General features: G+C 34.3%; 25 protein-coding genes. 21 read left to right on the top strand and 4 right to left on the bottom strand.

Annotation, left to right across the window (positions count from 1 at the left end):
• Positions 1 to 11: 11 nt before the first annotated feature.
• Positions 12 to 485, bottom strand: coding sequence for a hypothetical protein (locus tag B7R67_RS01030; protein WP_088066710.1), 474 nt, complete (start codon positions 483 to 485; stop codon positions 12 to 14).
• 100 nt (positions 486 to 585) lie between these two features.
• On the opposite strand from B7R67_RS01030, the gene B7R67_RS01025 reads away from it, so the two are divergent.
• The 15 genes from B7R67_RS01025 (at position 586) to moaC (ending at position 14,673) form a co-directional block, all read left to right on the top strand.
• Positions 586 to 1,170 carry a vWA domain-containing protein gene (locus B7R67_RS01025; protein WP_088066708.1) on the top strand — a complete coding sequence of 195 codons (585 nt, stop codon included), beginning with the start codon at positions 586 to 588 and terminating at the stop codon, positions 1,168 to 1,170.
• A gap of 332 nt (positions 1,171 to 1,502) precedes the next feature.
• The gene (locus B7R67_RS01020; protein WP_088066707.1) at positions 1,503 to 1,937 is read left to right on the top strand and encodes a DUF6526 family protein; all 435 of its coding nucleotides are present in this window, start codon (positions 1,503 to 1,505) and stop codon (positions 1,935 to 1,937) included.
• Between the two features lie 200 nt (positions 1,938 to 2,137).
• A complete protein-coding gene (locus B7R67_RS01015) occupies positions 2,138 to 2,572 on the top strand; it encodes a hypothetical protein (protein ID WP_088066705.1) in 435 nt (144 codons plus the stop codon).
• A gap of 514 nt (positions 2,573 to 3,086) precedes the next feature.
• Positions 3,087 to 4,085, top strand: coding sequence for an NAD(P)H-dependent flavin oxidoreductase (locus B7R67_RS01010; RefSeq protein ID WP_088066703.1), 999 nt, complete (start codon positions 3,087 to 3,089; stop codon positions 4,083 to 4,085).
• Between the two features lie 326 nt (positions 4,086 to 4,411).
• Positions 4,412 to 7,351 (top strand): formate dehydrogenase subunit alpha, encoded by a 2,940-nt coding sequence (gene fdhF, locus B7R67_RS01000; RefSeq protein WP_088066701.1) that lies wholly within the window; start codon positions 4,412 to 4,414, stop codon positions 7,349 to 7,351.
• A gap of 15 nt (positions 7,352 to 7,366) precedes the next feature.
• Positions 7,367 to 7,846 carry a DUF1641 domain-containing protein gene (locus B7R67_RS00995; RefSeq protein WP_088066699.1) on the top strand — a complete coding sequence of 160 codons (480 nt, stop codon included), beginning with the start codon at positions 7,367 to 7,369 and terminating at the stop codon, positions 7,844 to 7,846.
• A gap of 37 nt (positions 7,847 to 7,883) precedes the next feature.
• Positions 7,884 to 8,678 carry a formate dehydrogenase accessory sulfurtransferase FdhD gene (gene fdhD, locus B7R67_RS00990; protein ID WP_088066697.1) on the top strand — a complete coding sequence of 265 codons (795 nt, stop codon included), beginning with the start codon at positions 7,884 to 7,886 and terminating at the stop codon, positions 8,676 to 8,678.
• A gap of 54 nt (positions 8,679 to 8,732) precedes the next feature.
• A complete protein-coding gene (moaA, locus tag B7R67_RS00985) occupies positions 8,733 to 9,758 on the top strand; it encodes a GTP 3',8-cyclase MoaA (protein WP_088066695.1) in 1,026 nt (341 codons plus the stop codon).
• Between the two features lie 172 nt (positions 9,759 to 9,930).
• Positions 9,931 to 10,947 carry a MoeB/ThiF family adenylyltransferase gene (locus B7R67_RS00980; protein WP_088066693.1) on the top strand — a complete coding sequence of 339 codons (1,017 nt, stop codon included), beginning with the start codon at positions 9,931 to 9,933 and terminating at the stop codon, positions 10,945 to 10,947.
• 17 nt (positions 10,948 to 10,964) lie between these two features.
• On the top strand, positions 10,965 to 12,254 hold the full coding sequence (locus B7R67_RS00975) for a molybdopterin molybdotransferase MoeA (RefSeq protein WP_088066691.1): 1,290 nt from the start codon (positions 10,965 to 10,967) through the stop codon (positions 12,252 to 12,254).
• A gap of 74 nt (positions 12,255 to 12,328) precedes the next feature.
• Positions 12,329 to 12,805 (top strand): molybdenum cofactor biosynthesis protein MoaE, encoded by a 477-nt coding sequence (locus tag B7R67_RS00970; protein WP_088066689.1) that lies wholly within the window; start codon positions 12,329 to 12,331, stop codon positions 12,803 to 12,805.
• Positions 12,798 to 13,034: a molybdopterin converting factor subunit 1 gene (gene moaD, locus B7R67_RS00965; protein WP_088066687.1), complete on the top strand. Its 237-nt coding sequence runs from the start codon at positions 12,798 to 12,800 to the stop codon at positions 13,032 to 13,034. Before B7R67_RS00970 ends, moaD begins: the two co-directional genes overlap by 8 nt.
• A 21-nt stretch (positions 13,035 to 13,055) precedes the next feature.
• Entirely contained in the window at positions 13,056 to 13,550 is a 495-nt protein-coding gene (locus tag B7R67_RS00960; protein WP_088066685.1) for a MogA/MoaB family molybdenum cofactor biosynthesis protein, read from the top strand.
• Positions 13,547 to 14,119, top strand: coding sequence for a molybdenum cofactor guanylyltransferase (locus B7R67_RS00955; RefSeq protein ID WP_088066684.1), 573 nt, complete (start codon positions 13,547 to 13,549; stop codon positions 14,117 to 14,119). The genes B7R67_RS00960 and B7R67_RS00955 overlap by 4 nt, the downstream gene beginning before the upstream one ends.
• A 71-nt stretch (positions 14,120 to 14,190) precedes the next feature.
• Positions 14,191 to 14,673: a cyclic pyranopterin monophosphate synthase MoaC gene (gene moaC, locus B7R67_RS00950; RefSeq protein ID WP_088066682.1), complete on the top strand. Its 483-nt coding sequence runs from the start codon at positions 14,191 to 14,193 to the stop codon at positions 14,671 to 14,673.
• A 14-nt stretch (positions 14,674 to 14,687) separates the two neighbouring features.
• Here the strand turns inward: moaC and B7R67_RS00945 are convergent, their stop codons facing one another.
• Complete coding sequence (locus B7R67_RS00945; RefSeq protein WP_088066680.1) at positions 14,688 to 15,041, bottom strand: DUF2294 domain-containing protein; 354 nt, start codon at positions 15,039 to 15,041, stop codon at positions 14,688 to 14,690.
• Between the two features lie 295 nt (positions 15,042 to 15,336).
• Between B7R67_RS00945 and mobB the strand changes: the two genes are divergently transcribed.
• The 3 genes from mobB to B7R67_RS00930 all read left to right on the top strand — a co-directional run bounded on the left by mobB (position 15,337) and on the right by B7R67_RS00930 (position 17,345).
• Positions 15,337 to 15,852 carry a molybdopterin-guanine dinucleotide biosynthesis protein B gene (gene mobB / locus B7R67_RS00940; protein WP_088066678.1) on the top strand — a complete coding sequence of 172 codons (516 nt, stop codon included), beginning with the start codon at positions 15,337 to 15,339 and terminating at the stop codon, positions 15,850 to 15,852.
• A 34-nt stretch (positions 15,853 to 15,886) separates the two neighbouring features.
• Positions 15,887 to 16,543 carry a molybdate ABC transporter permease subunit gene (gene modB / locus B7R67_RS00935; protein WP_088066676.1) on the top strand — a complete coding sequence of 219 codons (657 nt, stop codon included), beginning with the start codon at positions 15,887 to 15,889 and terminating at the stop codon, positions 16,541 to 16,543.
• A 151-nt stretch (positions 16,544 to 16,694) separates the two neighbouring features.
• Positions 16,695 to 17,345: an MOSC domain-containing protein gene (locus B7R67_RS00930; protein ID WP_088066674.1), complete on the top strand. Its 651-nt coding sequence runs from the start codon at positions 16,695 to 16,697 to the stop codon at positions 17,343 to 17,345.
• Positions 17,346 to 17,456: 111 nt separating this feature from the next.
• Here B7R67_RS00930 and B7R67_RS00925 read toward each other — a convergent pair whose 3' ends face one another.
• Positions 17,457 to 17,975, bottom strand: coding sequence for a cysteine hydrolase family protein (locus B7R67_RS00925; protein WP_088066672.1), 519 nt, complete (start codon positions 17,973 to 17,975; stop codon positions 17,457 to 17,459).
• Positions 17,976 to 18,157: 182 nt separating this feature from the next.
• Between B7R67_RS00925 and B7R67_RS22610 the strand changes: the two genes are divergently transcribed.
• The 3 genes from B7R67_RS22610 (at position 18,158) to B7R67_RS22605 (ending at position 19,634) form a co-directional block, all read left to right on the top strand.
• Complete coding sequence (locus B7R67_RS22610) at positions 18,158 to 18,280, top strand: hypothetical protein (protein ID WP_268875976.1); 123 nt, start codon at positions 18,158 to 18,160, stop codon at positions 18,278 to 18,280.
• A 39-nt stretch (positions 18,281 to 18,319) separates the two neighbouring features.
• Complete coding sequence (locus B7R67_RS00920; protein WP_088066670.1) at positions 18,320 to 19,015, top strand: aspartate/glutamate racemase family protein; 696 nt, start codon at positions 18,320 to 18,322, stop codon at positions 19,013 to 19,015.
• Positions 19,016 to 19,505: 490 nt separating this feature from the next.
• Positions 19,506 to 19,634, top strand: a complete 129-nt coding sequence (locus B7R67_RS22605; RefSeq protein ID WP_268875975.1) for a hypothetical protein — start codon at positions 19,506 to 19,508, stop codon at positions 19,632 to 19,634.
• On the opposite strand, the gene B7R67_RS21985 is transcribed toward B7R67_RS22605, so the two are convergent.
• On the bottom strand, positions 19,631 to 19,801 hold the full coding sequence (locus B7R67_RS21985; protein WP_158094995.1) for a hypothetical protein: 171 nt from the start codon (positions 19,799 to 19,801) through the stop codon (positions 19,631 to 19,633). The genes B7R67_RS22605 and B7R67_RS21985 overlap by 4 nt on opposite strands.
• Positions 19,802 to 19,898 lie beyond the last annotated feature (97 nt).

Below are 19,898 nucleotides of genomic sequence, written 5' to 3'. Positions count from 1 at the left end.
ATAGGCTTACTTTATATCAATGGCTTTAAATGAAATTGATGTAATGCTTCATTAACAAAATCTATGTCATAAATATTTCTCTCCAAGCAAAACTGGATAACTAAATCACTTGTTTCGCTAAAAGATAATGTGTATCCAGCAGAACATAAAAGTTCCTCAACCTCAACTTGTTCTAGCTCAAGTGCAAGTGCAAGCGCTATAATCGTATTTTTTTTGGGAAGATAATTTGGATTGGATCGAATCTTTGAAAAATGTTTCCGATCAATTCCTGCTTTTTTGTAAATCACAGGATCATTGATATTCTTTTTATCAATCAATCTAAATAATAGCTCTCTAAAAGTTGGTTTCCGATTATTATTTAAGAACTCTTCAAGCTCTATACTTTCCAAAGTTTTAAATTCATAAATTTCATTCGAACTTACGAAAATTTCTAAATGGCGCTCGACGTACCTCTGCATTTCTAACAATAATTCTTGGTTAAGCAACTTTGTATTACTCCCTTCCCAAAATGTCGCTTTAAAGGCGACCTCTCTCTGAATCAATTTAGTTACTATTATATCATCATGAACAAAGGGGCTGATGAGAATGATTAGTAATAAAACAGAAATCATATTTTTATTAGATAGAAGTGGTTCGATGGCGGGTCTTGAACGTGATACGATAGGCGGGTTTAACGCCTTTATTAAAAAGCAAAGTAGATTAGAAGGAGAAACAGTTCTTACTACCGTGCTCTTTGATAATCAGTATGAAGTTTTATGGGATGAGATGAAAGCAAGCGAGGTAAAATTAACTGAAAGAGAGTATTTTGTAAGAGGGACAACAGCTTTGCTAGATGCACTAGGAAAGACGATCTTAAACGTCAGGAATAGATTGTCATTGAGTAATGAAGAGGATGGACCCGGTAAAGTCATTTTTGTGATTACGACTGATGGTTTAGAAAATGCTAGTATTGAATTCACATATAGTAAAGTGAAAAACCTGATCCTACACCAACAAGAAATGCATAATTGGGAATTTATTTTTATGGGAGCAAACATAGATGTCGGAAGAGAAGCTGATCAACTTGGAATTTTAAAAGAAAATGCTTATCAATTTGAATCTACTAATGAAGGCGTTGAAAAGATGTACAACGAAATATGCGAAGCCTTGTATGAAACAAGAGGCAAATAAGATTTTGGAGAAATTGTCTAAAATATAAAATCTAGTCTCCCTTGAAAAGGTGGGCTAGATTTTTTACTATATCAGTTAACGTTAGGGCAGGAAAAGCAGGAAAAGCAGGAAAAGAAAATAGGACGTAAATCTAGTAGTGAAAATCAATGAAATTTTCTAAAGTCTTGTAATATCTTTGCCCTTCCTTATTCCTGCTCTTAATGCATCCTGGAACGGAAATCAATCTTTTTTCTCAGAGCCAAAAAATAAGAATTCTTTAAGTATAAAAAATCAAATATTATAATAATGTTAATATAAGGTACATAAAAACAATTTAAGGGAGAGAGAAACAGATGAAACAGCAAAACATAGACAATCATGTTAGATACCATCCATTATTCCATTTTTATGGAATGCCACTCGCATTAATCACAATTATTGGTTCAATCGTTAACTTATGTATTGCGATTAAAAATAGCGATCATGTTTGGCTAGCGGTATTTATTTTAATTACTTCATTTCTATTGGTTATCTCATTTATTTTAACAAGAACTTATGCAAACAAAGTACAAGATCGCGTTATTCGAATGGAAGAAAATTTTCGTCATTTTACACTAACTGGAAAGCCGTTAAATTCTAAACTTACAGTAGGTCAAATCATTGCGTTACGATTTGCTAGCGAAGAAGAACTTCCTGAATTAAGTGAAAGAGCGGTTAATGAAGGTTTATCTTCTAAAGCGATTAAGCAAAGTATTAAAAATTGGCGTGCCGATGAATATCGCGTTTAATCATGTACGAAGAACCTATTAATTTAGGTTCTTTTTTTGCGGGAAAATTACCCTTTTAAACGGTAAAAGAAAGAATATTCAATTCTCAAAAATTCAATTATTATCTTATTAAAAGTTAAAATTTGATTATTTATATTTTCTGGAATTAAATTTCTTTTTTGACCTGTAATGTAATTAGCATACCTAAAGGAGCAGATACAATGATTGAAGTTGAAATTAAAAAGGCTCTTAAAAAATTTATGATTGTTTTATCAATGATTGTTTTCGCTTTACTTGTTGCAAGTTTCTCCCCAATTCAAAATACGATTAGTAAAATGAGTATTCAAAACACAAAAAAGAAGTCTAACGTATCTACTACTTTAACGACAAAACAAGCCTTTGAAATTGCAGGACAACAATATGAAATTGCCAATCATTACAAGAAAAAAAGGGAATGGTTATATAAAGAGATTTTTCGAGGTGGAGACACGATTTACAGCAATTATACTTATCTGTCTGACCATACCGAATACGATAAGGCAAAATTTAAACTCACAATAACGAAATACAAAGTTAATGGAAGTACGCTCGAATTCATTTCTAGTGCAAAAATAACTCAAGTTCATTCAAAAGATGGTTGGAAAGACAAAGAATAAATTTTATACATAAAGGCATCCCATTTCATTCTTGGGTGCTTTTTTTATTTTGTAGGCTCTGTTAATGTTAATTGTTGATAATTTATAAAACACATTTTTGAGAAAGATTTGCGGCGGTATTCTTCTTTTGTTTCCTCTAATATTGATTTTGCCAAGACATTGGTTGGAGTGGAAGGTGGGAGACTCCTATGGGAGTAGCGGGAAGGGTGAGACCCCGCAGGCTTGCCGAGGAGGCTAAAGCCTCACGCCCCATGGAAAGCGAGCATCCTGGAACGGAAATCATCAACATTCTTTTTTAACAGAACCATTTTGTAAGAAGCTAAAGGCTATTCTAATATCATTTGAAAACTTACAATATAAACGTGACTCATTACCGGTATTTCAGTCTCTATTTATAGGTTGCCTATTTACGAATGTAAAAAAATGAATGACGATTCATCTTGTAAAAGATAGTTTACTACTGTAATATTTTATATGAAGTCAGAAAATTCAGTTTAGAGAGTGAGGGTTTTCAATGAATAAACAAATTCCTGAAAAGTGGTGGAGTCAGCTTAGATTACCTGCCATTTCTGCTCCTATGTTTTTAGTGTCTGGACCTGAGTTAGTCGAGTCAGTTTGTTTAAATGGTGTCATTGGTTCTTTTCCAGCACCAAATGCACGTCCGATTGAGGTGCTTGATCAATGGATGGGTCAGTTGAATGATAATCTTGCTTTGGCGCGAACAAAAGAGCCAGATCGTAAAATTGCTCCTTGGGCAATGAATATGGTTGTTCACAGTTCTTATAGTAGATTACAAGAAGAGCTTGAGTTATTGAAAAAACATAAGCCTGAGCTTGTTATTACTTCATTAGGTAGCCCAAAGGCTGTTGTTGATATTGTACATAGCTATGGTGGTCTAGTTTTTTCGGATGTAAGTGATATTAAGTTTGCGAAAAAAGCGGCAGAAGCTGGTGTAGATGGATTAATTTTAGTAGCAACCGGTGCTGGTGGACACGCTGGAAATCTAAATGGATTTGCTTTTGTTGATAGTGTCCGTACTTTCTGGGACGGAATTATTGTACTAGCTGGTGCGATTTCAACAGGAAAAAGTATTTTAGCTGCTCAAGCTGCTGGAGCTGATTTAGCTTATATGGGAACTCGTTTCATTGTCGCGAAGGAAAGCTTGGCAAATGATGAGTATCGTCAAATGCTAGTCGATTCAACACAAGACGACATCGTCCTAACTGACGCATTTTCAGGAGTAAAAGCGAATATGTTAATTCCGAGTATTGTGAAGGCAGGTCTTGATCCTGAACAACTGAAGAAGAAAGATAAGGTTGATTTTGACGGCATGAAAAATGAATCAAGTGCCAAGGCTTGGAAAGAAATCTGGTCTGCAGGTCATGGTGTTGGAGCGATTACAAAGATTAGTTCTGCTGCTGACATTATTAATGAACTAGAGGAAGAATACAATGAAGCTGTTGCAAATCTAAATAAGACGGCTGAAAAGCTAAAATCGACTGTTAGTAAATAAGTTGAACTTTGTAAGCGTTTGTAAAAAGGGCTCGTATCTATTGTTTATTTTCAATTTTAAGACTATAATAAATATTATAACGATGGAAGCATAGTAGGGAATTTGTTATGAATCTATCATTTTCATAAACCATAAATGGATTGGTATGTTAGTAAGCTGTGCTAATAAACTATTCCACCATGAAGACCTAAAACCTATTTTAAAGGTAAGTCTTTTTCATGGTGGATTTTTTTATATGTAAAAAAGTGCATCAGGGGAGTTTACAAGAATATTGCTTACTTGCGAGTCGGCGAGTTTTCTTTATGTGAAAAAAGGGGAGGGAAACCATGAATAATAACATGGTTACAATCAAGATTGATGGGGAAGAGCATTTAGCAGAAAATGGCTTAACAATCTTACAAATCATTAATCAAAATGGGATTAGCCATCCACAAGTTTGTTATGTTCCTGAAGTAGATCCAATTCAAACGTGTGATACTTGTATTGTCGAAGTAGACGGTCAGCTTAAACGTTCTTGCTCTACAGTAGTGACGAATGGGATGAATATTCAATTGTCTTCAAGAAAAGCTAAGGAAGCTCAAACTGAAGCAATGGATCGTTTATTAGAAAATCATTTATTATATTGTACAGTTTGTGATAATAACAATGGAAATTGTAAATTACATAATACCGTTGAAGAAATGGGGATTGAGCATCAAAAATATCCTTACAAACCGAAAGTTGATGCTTGCGAGGTAGATCTGTCACATCCATTTTATCGATATGATCCAAATCAATGTATTGCATGTGGCCAATGTGTAGAGGTATGCCAAAATCTACAAGTCAATGAAACTCTTTCGATTGATTGGGAAGCAGAGCGACCACGTGTAATTTGGGATAACGGTACTTCAATTAATGATTCTTCATGTGTTAGCTGTGGACAATGTGTAACGATTTGTCCTTGTAATGCGTTAATGGAGAAATCGATGCTTGGTGAAGCTGGTTTTATGACAGGTTTAAAAGATGATCTACTTGAACCAATGATTGATTTAGTAAAAAAAGTAGAGCCTGGTTATAGTGGAGTTTTTGCAGTGTCAGAAATTGAAGCAGCAATGCGAGAAACACGAACGAAAAAGACGAAAACAATTTGTACGTTCTGTGGGGTAGGCTGTACATTCGAGGTTTGGACAAAAGATCGTAAAATCCTTAAAGTTCAGCCAAGTTCAGATGCACCTGTAAATGCCATTTCAACTTGTGTGAAAGGGAAATTCGGTTGGGATTTCGTAAATTCTGAAGAACGCATTACAACACCTTTAATTCGAAAAAATGGTGTGTTTGTTGAAGCTAGTTGGAAAGAAGCACTGGATTTAGTAGCTAGAAAACTAGGTTCGATTAAATTGGAATATGGTAAAGGAGCAGTAGGTTTTATATCATCTTCTAAAATTACAAATGAAGAAAACTACTTAATTCAGAAATTAGCAAGACAAGTTTTTGAAACAAATAATGTGGATAATTGTTCACGTTACTGTCAATCTCCAGCAACAGATGGGTTATTCCGTACTGTAGGTATGGGCGGAGATGCAGGTACGATTAAGGACATTGCACAGGCTGGACTTGTAATAATTGTAGGAGCAAATCCAGCAGAAGGTCACCCTGTTTTAGCAACGAGAGTAAAACGAGCGCATAAACTTCACGGTCAAAAACTAATCGTTGCAGACCTACGAAAAAATGAAATGGCAGAGCGCTCTGACTTATTTATTAGACCTAAACAAGGAACTGACCAAGTATGGCTAATGGCTGTAACCAAATACATGATCGATAAAGGCTGGCATGACCAAGCATTTATTGATGAGAATGTTCACTTCTTTGAAGATTTCAAAGCTGTACTTGAGAAATATACTCTTGATTATGCTGAAAAAGAAACAGGTATTTTAAAAGAAACAATAATCCAAATTGCTGAGATGATTCACGAAGCAGATGGTACTTGTATTTTATGGGGGATGGGCGTTACTCAAAATACGGGTGGCTCGGATACATCAGCGGCAATTTCGAACTTATTACTAGCAACAGGAAACTATAGACGTCCTGGTGCAGGTGCTTATCCTCTTCGCGGTCATAATAATGTACAAGGTGCATGCGATATGGGGACCCTACCTGGTTGGCTTCCTGGGTATCAACATGTGACGGATGAAACTGCACGTAAAAAGTTTGAAAATGCTTATGGTGTAGAAATCGACGGAAAACCTGGTTTAGATAATATTCAAATGCTTAAGTCAATTGAAAAAGGCGAAATGAAGGCTATGTATTTAGTTGGTGAGGATATGGCACTTGTCGATTGTAATGCAAATCACGTACATGAAGTTTTATCGGATTTAGACTTCTTTGTTGTTCAAGATATTTTCTTTTCGAAAACTGCTCAATACGCGGATGTCATTTTACCAGCGTCTCCTTCACTTGAAAAAGAAGGTACGTTTACAAATACTGAACGACGTGTGCAAAGACTATACCAAGCTCTACCGACTCTTGGTGATTCTAAGCCAGACTGGTGGATTGTTCAAGAAATTGCAAACCGATTGGGTGCGAATTGGAATTATGATCACCCAAGCGAAATTTTCGCGGAAATGGCAAGCTTAGCGCCACTTTTTTCACAAGCTAGTTATGAAGTAATTGAGGGGTGGAATAGTTTTCTTTGGGGAAGTTTAGATGGCGCAAGTACACCATTACTTTACATGAATGGATTTAATTTTCCTGATAAAAAAGCTCGCTTTGCTTTATCAGATTGGATGGAGCCTGTTGAATTTCCAGAAGAATTTGATCTGACAATTAATAATGGTCGTATGCTTGAGCATTTCCATGAAGGGAATATGACAAATAAATCGCACGGAATTCAATTAAAAGTTCCAAAGATTTTTGTAGAGGTTTCACCTGAGCTCGCGAAGGAACGTGGAATTAAAGATGGTTCATTAGTCAGATTAGTTTCTCCTTATGGAGCGTTAAAATTAGAGGCGCTAGTTACTGACAGAGTTCAAAAAAATGAGTTGTTTTTACCGATGAATTCAACAAGCAAGGAATCAGCAATTAATTTCTTAACTGGTCCAGCTCTTGACCATCGTACAAACACACCTGCTTACAAACAAACAAAAGTAAGAATGGAAGTAATCCGAGTAGAAGGTGAAAGTCCGATGCCGAAATCAAACCCACGGAATAAAAAACGTCATCCTCGAAACGGTGTTGAGGTGCAGCGTAAGTGGGAACGTCCAGGCTATGTCCACTTAACTAATCATTAAAAGGGGAAAAAATAGATGGCACAACCAATCACAACGATTCAAAAGGTAGTTCCAACGAAAGAAGAACAGAATGAGCAAAAACTAGAAGACCTAAAGATACTTTTAGCAAATAACGAAGAATCGTTAAATAAAATCTTACATTTGGTTTCTGAGTTAAATGAAATGGGGGCACTGGAAGCTGCTAATTCAATGCTTCAGTCTAAAGAAAAAATTACGAAAATAGCATTAGGACAAATGACGCGTGAGCCTGTTACAAATTTAATTAATAACGTAATGGGTGCTGCTGGCGCATTAACAAGTATTGATCCAGAGACGACAACTAAACTTTTAAACTCTGTTTCAAAAGGAATCGACGAAGGTAATCAGTATTTAGAAACAGATGAAAAAATCAGTGTACTAGATTTAGTAAAAGTAATAAAAGATCCTGATATTAATAGGGCAATTGGCTTTGGTATTCATTTTCTAAAAGGGATGGGAAAAGGATTAAAGGAATAGTAATTTTCAACTTTTAGTAAGAAGGGAAAACAAAACGATGCTACCTACAGAAGTGAGAAGAGAAATTCTCCGCTTTGAAAATGGAGAAACAAAGTATTTAGAAGACAGTATTGTAACTGAATATCCCGTCACTATAAAAATCAATGGACAAGAATTCGTTACGATGGTGAGTACCCCAGAATATATTGAAGATATGGTAATCGGATTTTTAGCATCTGAAGGAGTCATAAGGCAATATGAGGATATTGAAAACATATGGATTCAAGAAAAAGAAGGCTTCGTCCATGTAAAAACAAAGGATATCAATCCTTTTTATAAAAACCTGCAAAGTAAACGATATATTACGTCATGTTGTGGAGCGAGTAGACAAGGGTTTGTTTTTGCAAATGATGCGATGACTGCCAAAAAAATAGAAGATGTTACGATTCGATTGTCTTTTCAAGATTGTTTTCGACTTATGGACGAGATGCAAAAGTCCGCAGATCTTTTTCATCATACAGGTGGTGTTCACAACGCGGCTTTATGTGATTTAAATGGAATTGTATTAAATAGGATGGATATTGGGCGACATAATGCATTAGATAAAATTTATGGACATTGCTTGAAAAACAATATTCGTATCTCAGATAAAATAATTGTTTTTAGTGGACGTTTATCGTCAGAAATATTATTAAAGGTAGCTAAAATTGGCTGTGAAGTAGTACTTACTAAGTCGGCTCCAACTGAACTAGCATTACAGCTAGCCGAACAATTAGGAATTACGACAATCGGATTTATTAGAAACAAATCATTAAATGTTTATACTCATACGAATCGGATTATAGGTACTTAATTTAAACGGATTACAGTATAATTTAGTTATTAAAAAGTAAGTGAGGCAATGATGATGAAAAATGTTGCATTGGATAAACACCAACGACCATTACGGGATTTACGTATATCTGTTACCGATCGCTGCAATTTTCGTTGCCGTTATTGTATGCCAGAAGAAATATTTGGCCCAGATTATTCTTTTTTACCTGAAGATAAAATTCTATCCTTTGATGAGATTGAACGTTTATCGCGGATTTTTGTATCTTTAGGTGTTAGAAAATTACGAATTACAGGTGGAGAACCTTTATTGCGAAAAGATCTCCCTGAACTTATCAAACGTCTTAATCAAATAGATGGCGTTGAGGATATTGGTTTAACGACAAATGGTTCTTTACTTAAGAAATTTGCAAAAGATTTATACGACGCTGGATTAAAACGTGTAACAGTTAGTTTAGACTCATTAGATGAAGAACGATTTTCGAATATGAGTGGTAACAGAGGAAAAGTAAAAGCTGTTCTCGAGGGAATTCAAGCAGCTACTGAAGTCGGTATGAAAGTAAAAATAAACATGGTCGTTCAAAAGGGAAAGAATGAGAAGGATATCCTTCCAATGGCGCTCTATTTTAAAGAGAAAAAACATATTCTACGATTTATTGAATATATGGATGTAGGAAATTACAACGGTTGGAAACTTGATGAAGTGATCTCGAAACAAGCGATCATCGATTTAATAAATGAAATAATGCCGCTAGAACATCAAGAAGCCAATTATATAGGAGAAGTTGCAAACAGATATCGTTACAAAGATAGCGATGATGAAATAGGGATTATTTCATCGGTTACTGATTCATTTTGTTCATCCTGTACAAGAGCACGAATTTCTGCTGAAGGAAAATTGTACACATGCTTATTTGCAACAAAGGGATATGATCTAAGAGAATTAGTCCGTTCAAATCAAAATGATAACGAAATTACTGCATTTATTCATTCAATTTGGAGTAATCGAACTGATCGCTATTCAGATGAACGTTTAAATCATACAAACCAATCAAATCAAACAACTTCACATAAAATCGAAATGTCTCATATTGGCGGATAAGTTAGGGGCAGGAAGGGCAGGAAAGCTGAAAGGCAGGAAAGGCAGGAAAGGCAGGAAAGGCAGGAAAGGCAGGAAAGGCAGGAAAGGTAGGGAGAAGATAGTCTTTTAATCTCTTAATCTCTTACCCTAAATTCCTGCTCTTAATCCTGCTCTTAAAGAAGGAGGTTACCCTATGTCAGAGCGTTATTCACGTCAGGAGCTTTTTACTCCTATTGGTGAAGAAGGGCAAGGGCGAATTAGAGAGAAGCATGTTTTAATCGTCGGTGCGGGTGCATTAGGTAGTGCTAGCGCTGAGGCACTTGTTAGGGCTGGTATTGGACAGCTCACTTTAATTGATCGAGATTATGTTGAGATGAGTAATTTGCAACGGCAGCAACTTTATAGTGAGGAAGATGCTTTTGCGAAATTACCAAAAGTAATTGCTGCTAAACAGCGACTTAATCAAATTAATGGAGATGTTGCGATCAATGCCTTAGTTATGGATGCCAGTGCAGATAATTTGGACAACCTTCTAAAGGATATAGATGTCATAATAGATGCGACAGATAATTTTGATATTCGTTTTATCTTAAATGATTTGTCTCAAAAATATCATGTCCCATGGGTTTACGGATCTTGCGTCGGTAGTTTTGGTATGTGTTGTACAATTCTACCTAGTAAAACGCCTTGTTTAAACTGCATATTAAAAGGTGTACCAGTCCCCGGAGCAACATGCGATACAGCGGGGATTATTAGTCCGGCTGTTCAATTCGTTTCAGCCTATCAAGTAGCGGAAGCATTAAAAATCTTAGTCGAGGATTATTCAGCAATTAATCCAAAATTCCTTACATTTGATTTATGGACGAATGATCATTTTTCATTTAAAGTTACAAAACTTAAATCAGATGATTGTCCTTCATGTGGAACAAATAAGACTTATCCTTATTTATCTTTTGAAAATCAAACAAAAACAACTACTCTTTGTGGTAGAAATACGGTGCAAATTAGACCTTCAATACAGAAGAATTATGATTTTAATGAACTTGAATCACAACTACAGCAGCATGGGAAAGTAGAGCGAAATCCTTACTTAATATCCTTACAATTAATCAATTATCGATTTGTCCTATTTAAAGATGGAAGAGTATTTGTACACGGGACTAATGATATTCAAGTAGCAAAAAATCTATACTATCGATTGCTAGGTTAGTAGAAAGGATGAAATAAATGGTAGAAAAACGTGTACCTTTGGAAATAGGAGAGGCAGTTCGTAGAGTAATGGAATTTGCTGTAAGTGGATCAAAAGAAATGGTTTCGATTGATTTAGCATATGGCCGAGTGTTAGCAGAAGATATAAAAGCTGATCAGGATGTTCCAGCTTTTGATCGTTCTCCTTATGATGGTTTTGCAATTAGAGCCGAGGATACGATTAAAGCAAATAATGAAAATCCGTCAATCTTTGAAGTAGTTGGTGAAATTGGAGCAGGATCCGTATTTCCAAATGAAGTTAAGCCATTTCAAGCTGTCCGTATTATGACAGGGGCACAAATTCCAAAAGGTTGTTCTGCTGTTGTCATGCTGGAGCTAGCGAAAGAGTTAAAAAATGAGGGTAAGAATTTTATCGAAATAAAACGTTCTTACCAAAAAGGAGATAATATTTCTTTCCAAGGAGAGGAAACACTTAAAGGAGATATTCTTGTCAAAAAAGGTACTATTATTAATCCAGGTATCATCGCATTATTAGCTACTTTTGGATATAGTCAAGTACCAGTAGCTAAAAAGCCTGTCATTGGTGTTATTGCAACAGGCAGTGAACTTCTTGATGTGAATGAAGCGCTTGAACCAGGTAAAATTCGAAATAGTAACTCTTATATGGTGCTAGCTCAAATACAAAAAGCAGGAGCAATTCCTAAATATTTAGGGAAGTTTAGTGATGACTTTGATACTTGTTTTTCTGAAGTGAAAAATGCATTAGAACAAGTAGACATACTTATTACGACCGGCGGGGTATCAGTTGGTGATTATGATTACTTACCTGATATTTACGATCAATTAGGGGCATCGGTTTTATTTAATAAAATTGCAATGCGTCCTGGAAGTGTTACAACAGTAGCACAATTAAATAACAAATTATTGTTCGGTTTGTCCGGAAATCCGTCAGCTTGTTATGTTGGATTTGAGCTATTTGTTAGACCAGTGATCCAAACATACTTGTTTAATGAAGCACCTCATTTAAAGAGGGTAAAAGCTATTTTAGGAGAAAACTATCCAAAACCGAATCCATTTACAAGATTCGTTAGAGGGAAACTAGTTTATGAAAATGCTCAGATAACAGCAATTCCAGCTGGGTTTGATAAGTCAAGTGCTGTCTCATCTTTAGCGTATACTGATGCTTTTATTGTATTGCCGGGTGGAACTAGAAAGTATGAAAAAGGGATGGTTGTTGACCTTCTATTAATAGATGATACTGAAGGTAGTAAATGGCCATGGTATGACTTTGTTCCATCATATAAATAAAAGGGTTGGAAAAATGAGCTTCCAAGTTGATTAAAATAGAATCTAATTATTTTTAGAAAAGTGAAGTGGTTTATATGAAAGATTCATTCTTTACGATTTCAGATACACCGATAATTGTAGAAGAGGTGTCAAAAAAGGTAGAAAGTAGAAATGCTGGAGCCATTACTCTTTTTATCGGTACAGTTAGGGAACTAACAAAAGGAAAAAGAACGCTCTATTTAGAGTATCAAGCATATGAATCGATGGCAGTAAAAATGCTGGCGAAAATTGGGGACGAAATTCAGCAAAAGTGGCCTGAGGCAATCACTGCAATCACTCATAGAGTAGGGAAATTAGAGATCAGTGATATAGCCGTTGTCATTGCAGTTTCCTCTCCTCACCGTAAAATGGCATATGAGGCAAATGAATATGCGATTGAGCGAATCAAACAAATTGTTCCGATTTGGAAAAAAGAATTTTGGGAAGATGGAACGATGTGGATCGGGGATCAATTAGAAAATAAATCATACGAAGATGGGAAGCCAAATATGGAGGATTTAAAGAATGATTAAAGTATTATTATTTGCTCATTTACGTGAAAAACTTGGAACTGAACAATTAATGATTCAAGATAAAAATGAAATGAGCGTCCAAGATCTAAAAATATGGCTTTCGGAGCAGTATAATTTACAGTCATTGAACCATGTTATGACGGCAATAAATGAAGAATTTGTAACGGATGATGAAGTCGTTAAAGATGGAGATACAGTTGCATTCATTCCACCTGTCAGTGGGGGATAAAAATTAAGGTAGGTGGGAAATTTGCATAAACATAATGAATCAGCCATTGTTCGTGTAGCTGTTTTAACAGTTAGTGATACAAGGAATATTGAGAATGATCAGAGCGGAAAGCTGATAAAATCATTGCTAATCGAAAATAATCATATTGTTCAAGAATACAAAATTACGAAAGATGATATTTTATCAATTGATTCAATTGTTAACTCGTGGTGCGAAAATGCAAATATTGAGGTCATCATCGTAACAGGTGGTACAGGATTTACAAAAAGAGATGTTACATATGAAGCAATTTCTAGATTGCTAGATAAAGAAATGCAAGGGTTTGGGGAGTTATTCCGTTCGCTAAGTTATACAGAAATTGGTCCAAAAGCTATGTTTAGTAGAGCGATAGCAGGAACGATTAATGGAAGAGCAGTTTATGCAATTCCTGGCTCGAAGAACGCTGTAAAATTAGCAATGACTAAGCTCATTTTACCGACATGCCAACATTTTATAGAAGAATTAAATAGACAATGAAAATAGCCGGAGTAGTATTAGCTGGTGGGAAATCTTCCCGTTATGGTAGACCAAAGATGTTTGAAATCTATCAAAATAAACATTTATATGAATATAGTGTAGAAGTTTTGAAGAATCATTTAGTGTCTCCAATTGTAATTTCTACGAATGAAAATCTACTGCCACTTTTTCATCGAAACGATGTAGAATACAGTATTGAAAAGGAATCAGATACATATCAAGGGCCTTTATATGCAATGTATCATACATTTACAAAAATCAAAGATGCAGATTGGTTTTTTGTTTTAGCCTGTGACATTCCGTTTATTACGGCTGAATTTGTAAAAATGATGATTAATGAAGCAATAGAAAGTAACTGCGATGCAATCGTTCCGACTCAGTCTAGTAAACTTCAACCATTATTTGCTTTATATCATCGTAATTGCATTAAAAAAATGGAAGAGAGTATAAACAATAAGAATAGAAAGCTGCAATTATTTCTGAAGGAAGTGAACTGTTTAACCATTTCATTTTCCGAAGAAGATTCTATTTTTAGAAATATAAATAGTCAGAATGATTGGCTAAACTGATTCAATCATACCCTTTAAATCGTCATCAAAAAAATAGAACAAATTCGAGAACCTGCTGGAGGAATCATATCATGAGTGAATTTTCGCATTGGAACGAAGAAGGAAGAGCTAAAATGGTTGATATATCACAAAAGGAAATTACAACTCGAGTAGCAATTGCACAAAGTACAATTTCGATATCAAAAGAATTATATGAAGCAATTCAAAATGGATTAATTAAAAAAGGTGACCCACTTCACGTTGCACAAATAGCAGGGATCATGGGAGCTAAAAAAACGGCAGACATCATTCCAATGTGTCATCCAATCTTTCTACAAGGAACTGACTTTACGTTCGAGTATGAGGAAACAGCAGATGGATATGATCTAATTATTCGTGCCACTGTAAAATGTAGTGGAAAAACAGGTGTGGAGATGGAAGCATTAACAGCTGTTAGCGTAGCGGGCCTTACATTTTATGATATGTGTAAAGCCGTAGATAAAAGAATGGTCATTAAAGACACATTCTTAGTTCAAAAAACTGGAGGAAAAAGTGGAGACTTTTTTCATGATTAAATTTGGATAGTCGCTTAAATGATTTGATCAATTTTTTTATCAAAAATAAATACAGAAATAGCAATATCCTCTTCAACTTTCATATCTGAGAAGAGATTAATAAATTTAGCACCAACTATTTCTTCTAATTTAACTGGTGGATTTTTTGCGTATACATCCTGAATCATTTTAGTTCTAGCATTATGGACGATATCACGTCCTTCAGAAGTTCTAGCAATAAATGTTTCTGTAGGTGTAAGATTTCCATACAAAGTTGAAACAGCCATATTTTCAACAAAAACTGTATGGATTCTTTCAGGACCTTTGCCAAATAATTCTTTACGCAATTTGCGTATATAGTCATTAAATTCATGGATGACTTTAGACATTAACGTTTCCCCTTAATTTAGTTAGTTCTGTTTTTACTTATCATAAATCAATGGGTTGAAAAGTTAAAGAAAAATTGAACTTTTCTTGAACAAGAAGGAAAGGCTGTTTGCTTTAGCTAGCTAAAATGATAGAAGTATTGGACTAATCAACTAATATAGTAGATAGTTCTACTCCATCATGAATGCACAAATCGATTTAATTGATCTGTGTATTTATGGTGTTTATTGAGGTTGATAAACTAGAGTCGTAATATTCTATATTTGTGTGAAAAAATACAGAAGGAAAATGAGAACGATGGAAAAGAAATGTTCGATTTTGCAAATTGTTGGCTTTCAAAACAGCGGAAAAACAACGCTTATAGAAAAATTGATTCAAAGTGCTAATCAATCAGGGCTACAAGTCGCAACAATAAAGCACCACGGTCATGGTGGAGTCCCAGCTTTCGAACTAAATCATAAAGACAGTGTTAAGCATCTTAATGCAGGAGCAATTGTTTCGAGTGTTGAAGGTGATGGAGTATTGCAGCTAAGAACGAATATGATGAATTGGGACCTTAAGAAAACGATTCAATTGTATCAATTCTTTTCTACAGATTTAATTTTTATCGAGGGATATAAGAGGGAAAGTTATCCAAAAGTTGTATTATTAAAAGATGAAAGTGATCTTAGTTTACTAGATACTTTAACAAATATTAAATGCGTAGTAAGTCATGTTGAACTTTCAAAAGAACGATTAAAGGATTATCGAGTATTTGATATTAATGATGAAGAAAATTATCTCGATTTCTGCTTAAGTGAAAATGAAGGATAAAACTACGGTTTTCAAATAGAATTGAGGTGATTAATTGATTGAAGAATTTTTAATACCGCTTGAGATATCCATAAAAGTTGCAATTGTAGCTGGAATAATCGTTATTATTTTAGGAACAATTATTGGGAGAATTTTATCTTTGAAGTCATTTAAAGGTAAAACATTGTTGGAAACGATTATTATGTTACCGTTAGTTCTTCCACCTACCGTTGTTGGATTTTTGCTCATTGTTATTTTTGGAAGACAAAGCATTCTTGGAAGATTAATCGAGTGGTTCTTTAATCAACCAATCATCTTTACCTGGTGGGCTGCAGTAATTGCTTCGATTGTTGTAGCATTTCCTCTAATGTATCAATCTGCTAAAACTGGATTTCTAGGAGTGGATAAGGAGATTGAAGATGCAGCACGCGTTTGTGGAGCAAATGAATGGGAAATCTTTTTTTATATTTCAATTCCGCTTTCGTCTAAAGCGATTATATCAGGCAGTCTATTAAGTGTCGCACGAGTATTAGGTGAATTTGGTGCTACACTTATGTTTGCTGGAAACATACCAGGTGTAACCCAAACCGTTCCTACAGCAATCTATTTAGCCATCGACTCTGGTAATATGAAAATGGCTTGGTTATGGGTCATTTCAATGGTATTCATTTCTTTTATCATGTTAATCATTGTCCAATTAAAACAAAAATGACTAGGACAATTGGCACTTTGAAAAAACGAGGAGATTAAAAATCTTCATGTGGTATATCATTTTCCAATTTATACCAAAGTAAATTATAATAGTATACATATAAAAAACTCCGATTTACCAAAAGTAAACAAAAAAGGAGATTATGAAAAGTATGACAGAAAATAGAATTGAGTTAATTAACCTTGCTGTTGGATTACCAAGTAAGATGATTTATGGTGAAAATAAAGAATTAATTACGGGAATTTGTAAAGAAGGTATTGAAGAAGCTTATTTATCTAAAGAAGGTTTTAAAGGTGATGGAGTAGCGGATTTAAAGCATCATGGAGGACCTGACCGTGCAGTATGTGTCTATTCGTATGAACACTACGCACTTTGGGAAAACGAGTTCAATGTAAAACTGCCTTACGCAGCATTTGGCGAAAATATTACTGTCACAAATATGCTAGAAAAGGATGTTTGCATCGGTGATGTCTTTCAAATTGGAGATGCAATTATTCAAATCACGCAAGGAAGAATACCATGTGACACAATTACGAAAAGAACAAATGTGGCATTAAAAAGAATTGTAGAAACGGGATATACTGGGTATTTATGCCGTGTTTTAAAAGAAGGAAATGTTAGAAATAATTCAAAAATCGAACGGATCGATCAGCAAAAAAATCGCGTTTCAATTCTATATGGCAATGAAGTTTATTTCCATAAAAAAGATGGCGTCGAAGGAATTAAGAACATATTGGAAGTTCCGGAATTAGCAGAGGATTGGAGAATCCGATTAAATAAGCGATTGGAAAATCAATTATAGTAGAATAAGAACTTAATAACGATCAAAAAAGGCGAATTTCCATTCATATTTGAACTGAAATTCGCCTTTATTTTTATGATTGACTAAGGACTTTTAGTAAAAAACTTTCTTTTAAAATTCAACTTCATCTGTAGTTTTTGGATCAGCAAACCAACGTAATGTTTGATTATGGTGGTTAATTATTTGTTCAGCCGTAAGTACATTAGAGTTCCATGTACTATGAGCATCTGTTACAAGTGTCACTTCATAACCTTTCCCAAAAGCGCTTCTAATTGTTGTATCAACACATATTTCAGTTTGAATACCAGCCATTACTAAATGACTAATTTCACGTTTTGTAAGCTCTTCACTTAAATTCGTTTTAAAGAATGAGTCTGGTGTAAGTTTATGAATAATAATATCTCCTTCAATTGGAGCAATATCCGGCTGAATTTCCCATCCAGGAGAACCGTATTCTAAAGGAGAGCCTTCTTCAGAATGTTGAATATAAAATACCGGTAAATGATTCGTTCTTGCTTTCGTAATGAGCTGATTAAGATTATATAATAGCTTTTCTCCGTTATACACAGGATCCGATTCTGAGAACATTAAAACCTGTACATCTATAATACATAGAGCTGATTTTTTCACGAACAATTCCTCCTTCTCCACATTCAATACAGGAAAAATATAACACTAAAAAAATTCGAGAGGAAGAAATATTTTCAGAAATGTTCAAAAAATATTACGAATAAGGTGAAATAAATCTCAACTACAAATGATATGATGGGTTTACTAATCTATTAAACAGATCATTAATTGGAGATCGAGACATGAAAAGCAAACGAATAAAAAAATTAGCTCTAACTATTATTTTGGTGATTTTAAATACAATTAAGGTTAAAAGTGAAGATCTACAGCAAGCGTTTAAAGTTAAATTGATCGATTCATACTAAAGTTTAAAAATAAATTTTATTCGGATAGGAGATTAAGAGATGAAAACGATTGGACTTATTGGTGGCATGAGCTGGGAATCTTCATTACTTTATTATCAAATGATTAATCAATCTGTTAAAGAAAAACTAGGTGGGCATCATTCTGCGAAAAGCTTAATGTATTCAGTCGATTTTCAGGAAATTAAAACACTGCAATTTGAAGATAAGTGGGACGAAGCAACAAAAATTATGATCGACCTGGCTAAGAAGCTTGAAACTGGCGGCGCAGAATGCATCGTCATCTGTACGAATACAATGCATAGGATGGCAAATGAAGTTGAAGAATCGCTATCGATTCCTTTATTACATATTGCGGATGCTACAGGAAAAGAAATTGTTAGTAAAGGAATTAAAAAGGTTGCCTTATTAGGTACAGCATTTACAATGGAGCATTATTTTTATAAAGGAAGATTAAATGATGAGTTTGGACTAAACGTGATCGTACCTAAAGAAGATGAAAGAAAAATTGTCCATGATATTATTTATGAAGAACTTTGCCTTGGTGTTGTGAAAGAGGAATCGAAAGAACTGTATTTAAATATAATTGATCAATTAATTGAGCGAGGAGCCGAAGCCGTTATTTTAGGTTGTACTGAAATCGGGCTTTTAATCTCACAGGATAACTGTAGTATTCCTGTTTTTGATACAACGAGGATTCATGCAGAAGCCGCTGTTGAATTTGCTTTAAGTGATTAAATGATCAAATAAAAAAGCAGATGTTATTTCTTAATGAGATAACACCTACTTTATATGACCGAAATCTATATAAAATGAAATTAGTCGATCTGGGCAACCCTAGTAAGGAATTAGTAGAGGGGTAAAGGACAGTTAAATTTCCTGAGTAGTGTAAACAATTTAAATGCAATTTTATTCTTTATTGTACTAAATCATTAAAAATATAGATTCGGTGATAAATAAATAGGAAAATAAAACTATGTAGTCTATTATATGAAACTTAGGAAATATTGCTTTAGACCATTCACTATTTTAATAAAATAATTGTTAGGAAATAAAGATTTTTTATATTAAAAAAAGAGGAAAAAATAATTTTACTACGAACTATATAAATATTAATTCATCCTGAAAACTAAAGTACTTCGATCTTTAAAAATTGTATATGTATGTTAATAGGTAAGATTGTTAACAATACAAAAATTAAATAAAATTTACTAAAGAGGTGTAATCAATGAGCGTCCATGAACCAAACGAATTTGATGAATTGAAAACTGATACCGATTTAAATTTTATTAAGAAGTTTCCAGAAGTTGAAGAAGCGATTGGGATTGACGAAATATTGAAATGGTTAGAGGATTAATGAATTAATAAAAAATCGAGTTTATAAAAAGTACTTTCTGTTTTATTAGGAAGTACTTTTATTTTATTGGGGAAATCAAGCGGATGATTTGTTGAATTCCATTCCATCCCATCCCATCCATTTACCCCACCCACCCTATAAATTAAAGAGTTATCGTTTAATAACATCTAGAATAACCTCTTAACAAGCACCAGATTGTTGTTCAATTCTCACATCTAGTAATTAATTATTGTGGAATTCTCATGCTTCCTCGTGACTAAAAAG

The organism is Gottfriedia luciferensis (genome assembly GCF_002156865.1).
Lineage (GTDB): Bacteria > Bacillota > Bacilli > Bacillales > Bacillaceae_G > Gottfriedia > Gottfriedia luciferensis.
Note: the sequence above shows the minus strand (reverse complement) of the source record. Positions and strands in the feature narration are given on the sequence as shown.

Coding starts and splice junctions, on each gene's coding strand:
- B7R67_RS01025 (WP_088066708.1), top strand. CDS start 586: ATGATTAGTAATAAAACAGAAATCATATTTTTATTAGATAGAAGTGGT.
- B7R67_RS01020 (WP_088066707.1), top strand. CDS start 1,503: ATGAAACAGCAAAACATAGACAATCATGTTAGATACCATCCATTATTC.
- B7R67_RS01015 (WP_088066705.1), top strand. CDS start 2,138: ATGATTGAAGTTGAAATTAAAAAGGCTCTTAAAAAATTTATGATTGTT.
- B7R67_RS01010 (WP_088066703.1), top strand. CDS start 3,087: ATGAATAAACAAATTCCTGAAAAGTGGTGGAGTCAGCTTAGATTACCT.
- fdhF (WP_088066701.1), top strand. CDS start 4,412: ATGAATAATAACATGGTTACAATCAAGATTGATGGGGAAGAGCATTTA.
- B7R67_RS00995 (WP_088066699.1), top strand. CDS start 7,367: ATGGCACAACCAATCACAACGATTCAAAAGGTAGTTCCAACGAAAGAA.
- fdhD (WP_088066697.1), top strand. CDS start 7,884: ATGCTACCTACAGAAGTGAGAAGAGAAATTCTCCGCTTTGAAAATGGA.
- moaA (WP_088066695.1), top strand. CDS start 8,733: ATGAAAAATGTTGCATTGGATAAACACCAACGACCATTACGGGATTTA.
- B7R67_RS00980 (WP_088066693.1), top strand. CDS start 9,931: ATGTCAGAGCGTTATTCACGTCAGGAGCTTTTTACTCCTATTGGTGAA.
- B7R67_RS00975 (WP_088066691.1), top strand. CDS start 10,965: ATGGTAGAAAAACGTGTACCTTTGGAAATAGGAGAGGCAGTTCGTAGA.
- B7R67_RS00970 (WP_088066689.1), top strand. CDS start 12,329: ATGAAAGATTCATTCTTTACGATTTCAGATACACCGATAATTGTAGAA.
- moaD (WP_088066687.1), top strand. CDS start 12,798: ATGATTAAAGTATTATTATTTGCTCATTTACGTGAAAAACTTGGAACT.
- B7R67_RS00955 (WP_088066684.1), top strand. CDS start 13,547: ATGAAAATAGCCGGAGTAGTATTAGCTGGTGGGAAATCTTCCCGTTAT.
- moaC (WP_088066682.1), top strand. CDS start 14,191: ATGAGTGAATTTTCGCATTGGAACGAAGAAGGAAGAGCTAAAATGGTT.
- B7R67_RS00945 (WP_088066680.1), bottom strand. CDS start 15,041: ATGTCTAAAGTCATCCATGAATTTAATGACTATATACGCAAATTGCGT.
- mobB (WP_088066678.1), top strand. CDS start 15,337: ATGGAAAAGAAATGTTCGATTTTGCAAATTGTTGGCTTTCAAAACAGC.
- B7R67_RS00930 (WP_088066674.1), top strand. CDS start 16,695: ATGACAGAAAATAGAATTGAGTTAATTAACCTTGCTGTTGGATTACCA.
- B7R67_RS22610 (WP_268875976.1), top strand. CDS start 18,158: ATGAAAAGCAAACGAATAAAAAAATTAGCTCTAACTATTATTTTGGTG.
- B7R67_RS00920 (WP_088066670.1), top strand. CDS start 18,320: ATGAAAACGATTGGACTTATTGGTGGCATGAGCTGGGAATCTTCATTA.
- B7R67_RS22605 (WP_268875975.1), top strand. CDS start 19,506: ATGAGCGTCCATGAACCAAACGAATTTGATGAATTGAAAACTGATACC.
- B7R67_RS21985 (WP_158094995.1), bottom strand. CDS start 19,801: ATGTTATTAAACGATAACTCTTTAATTTATAGGGTGGGTGGGGTAAAT.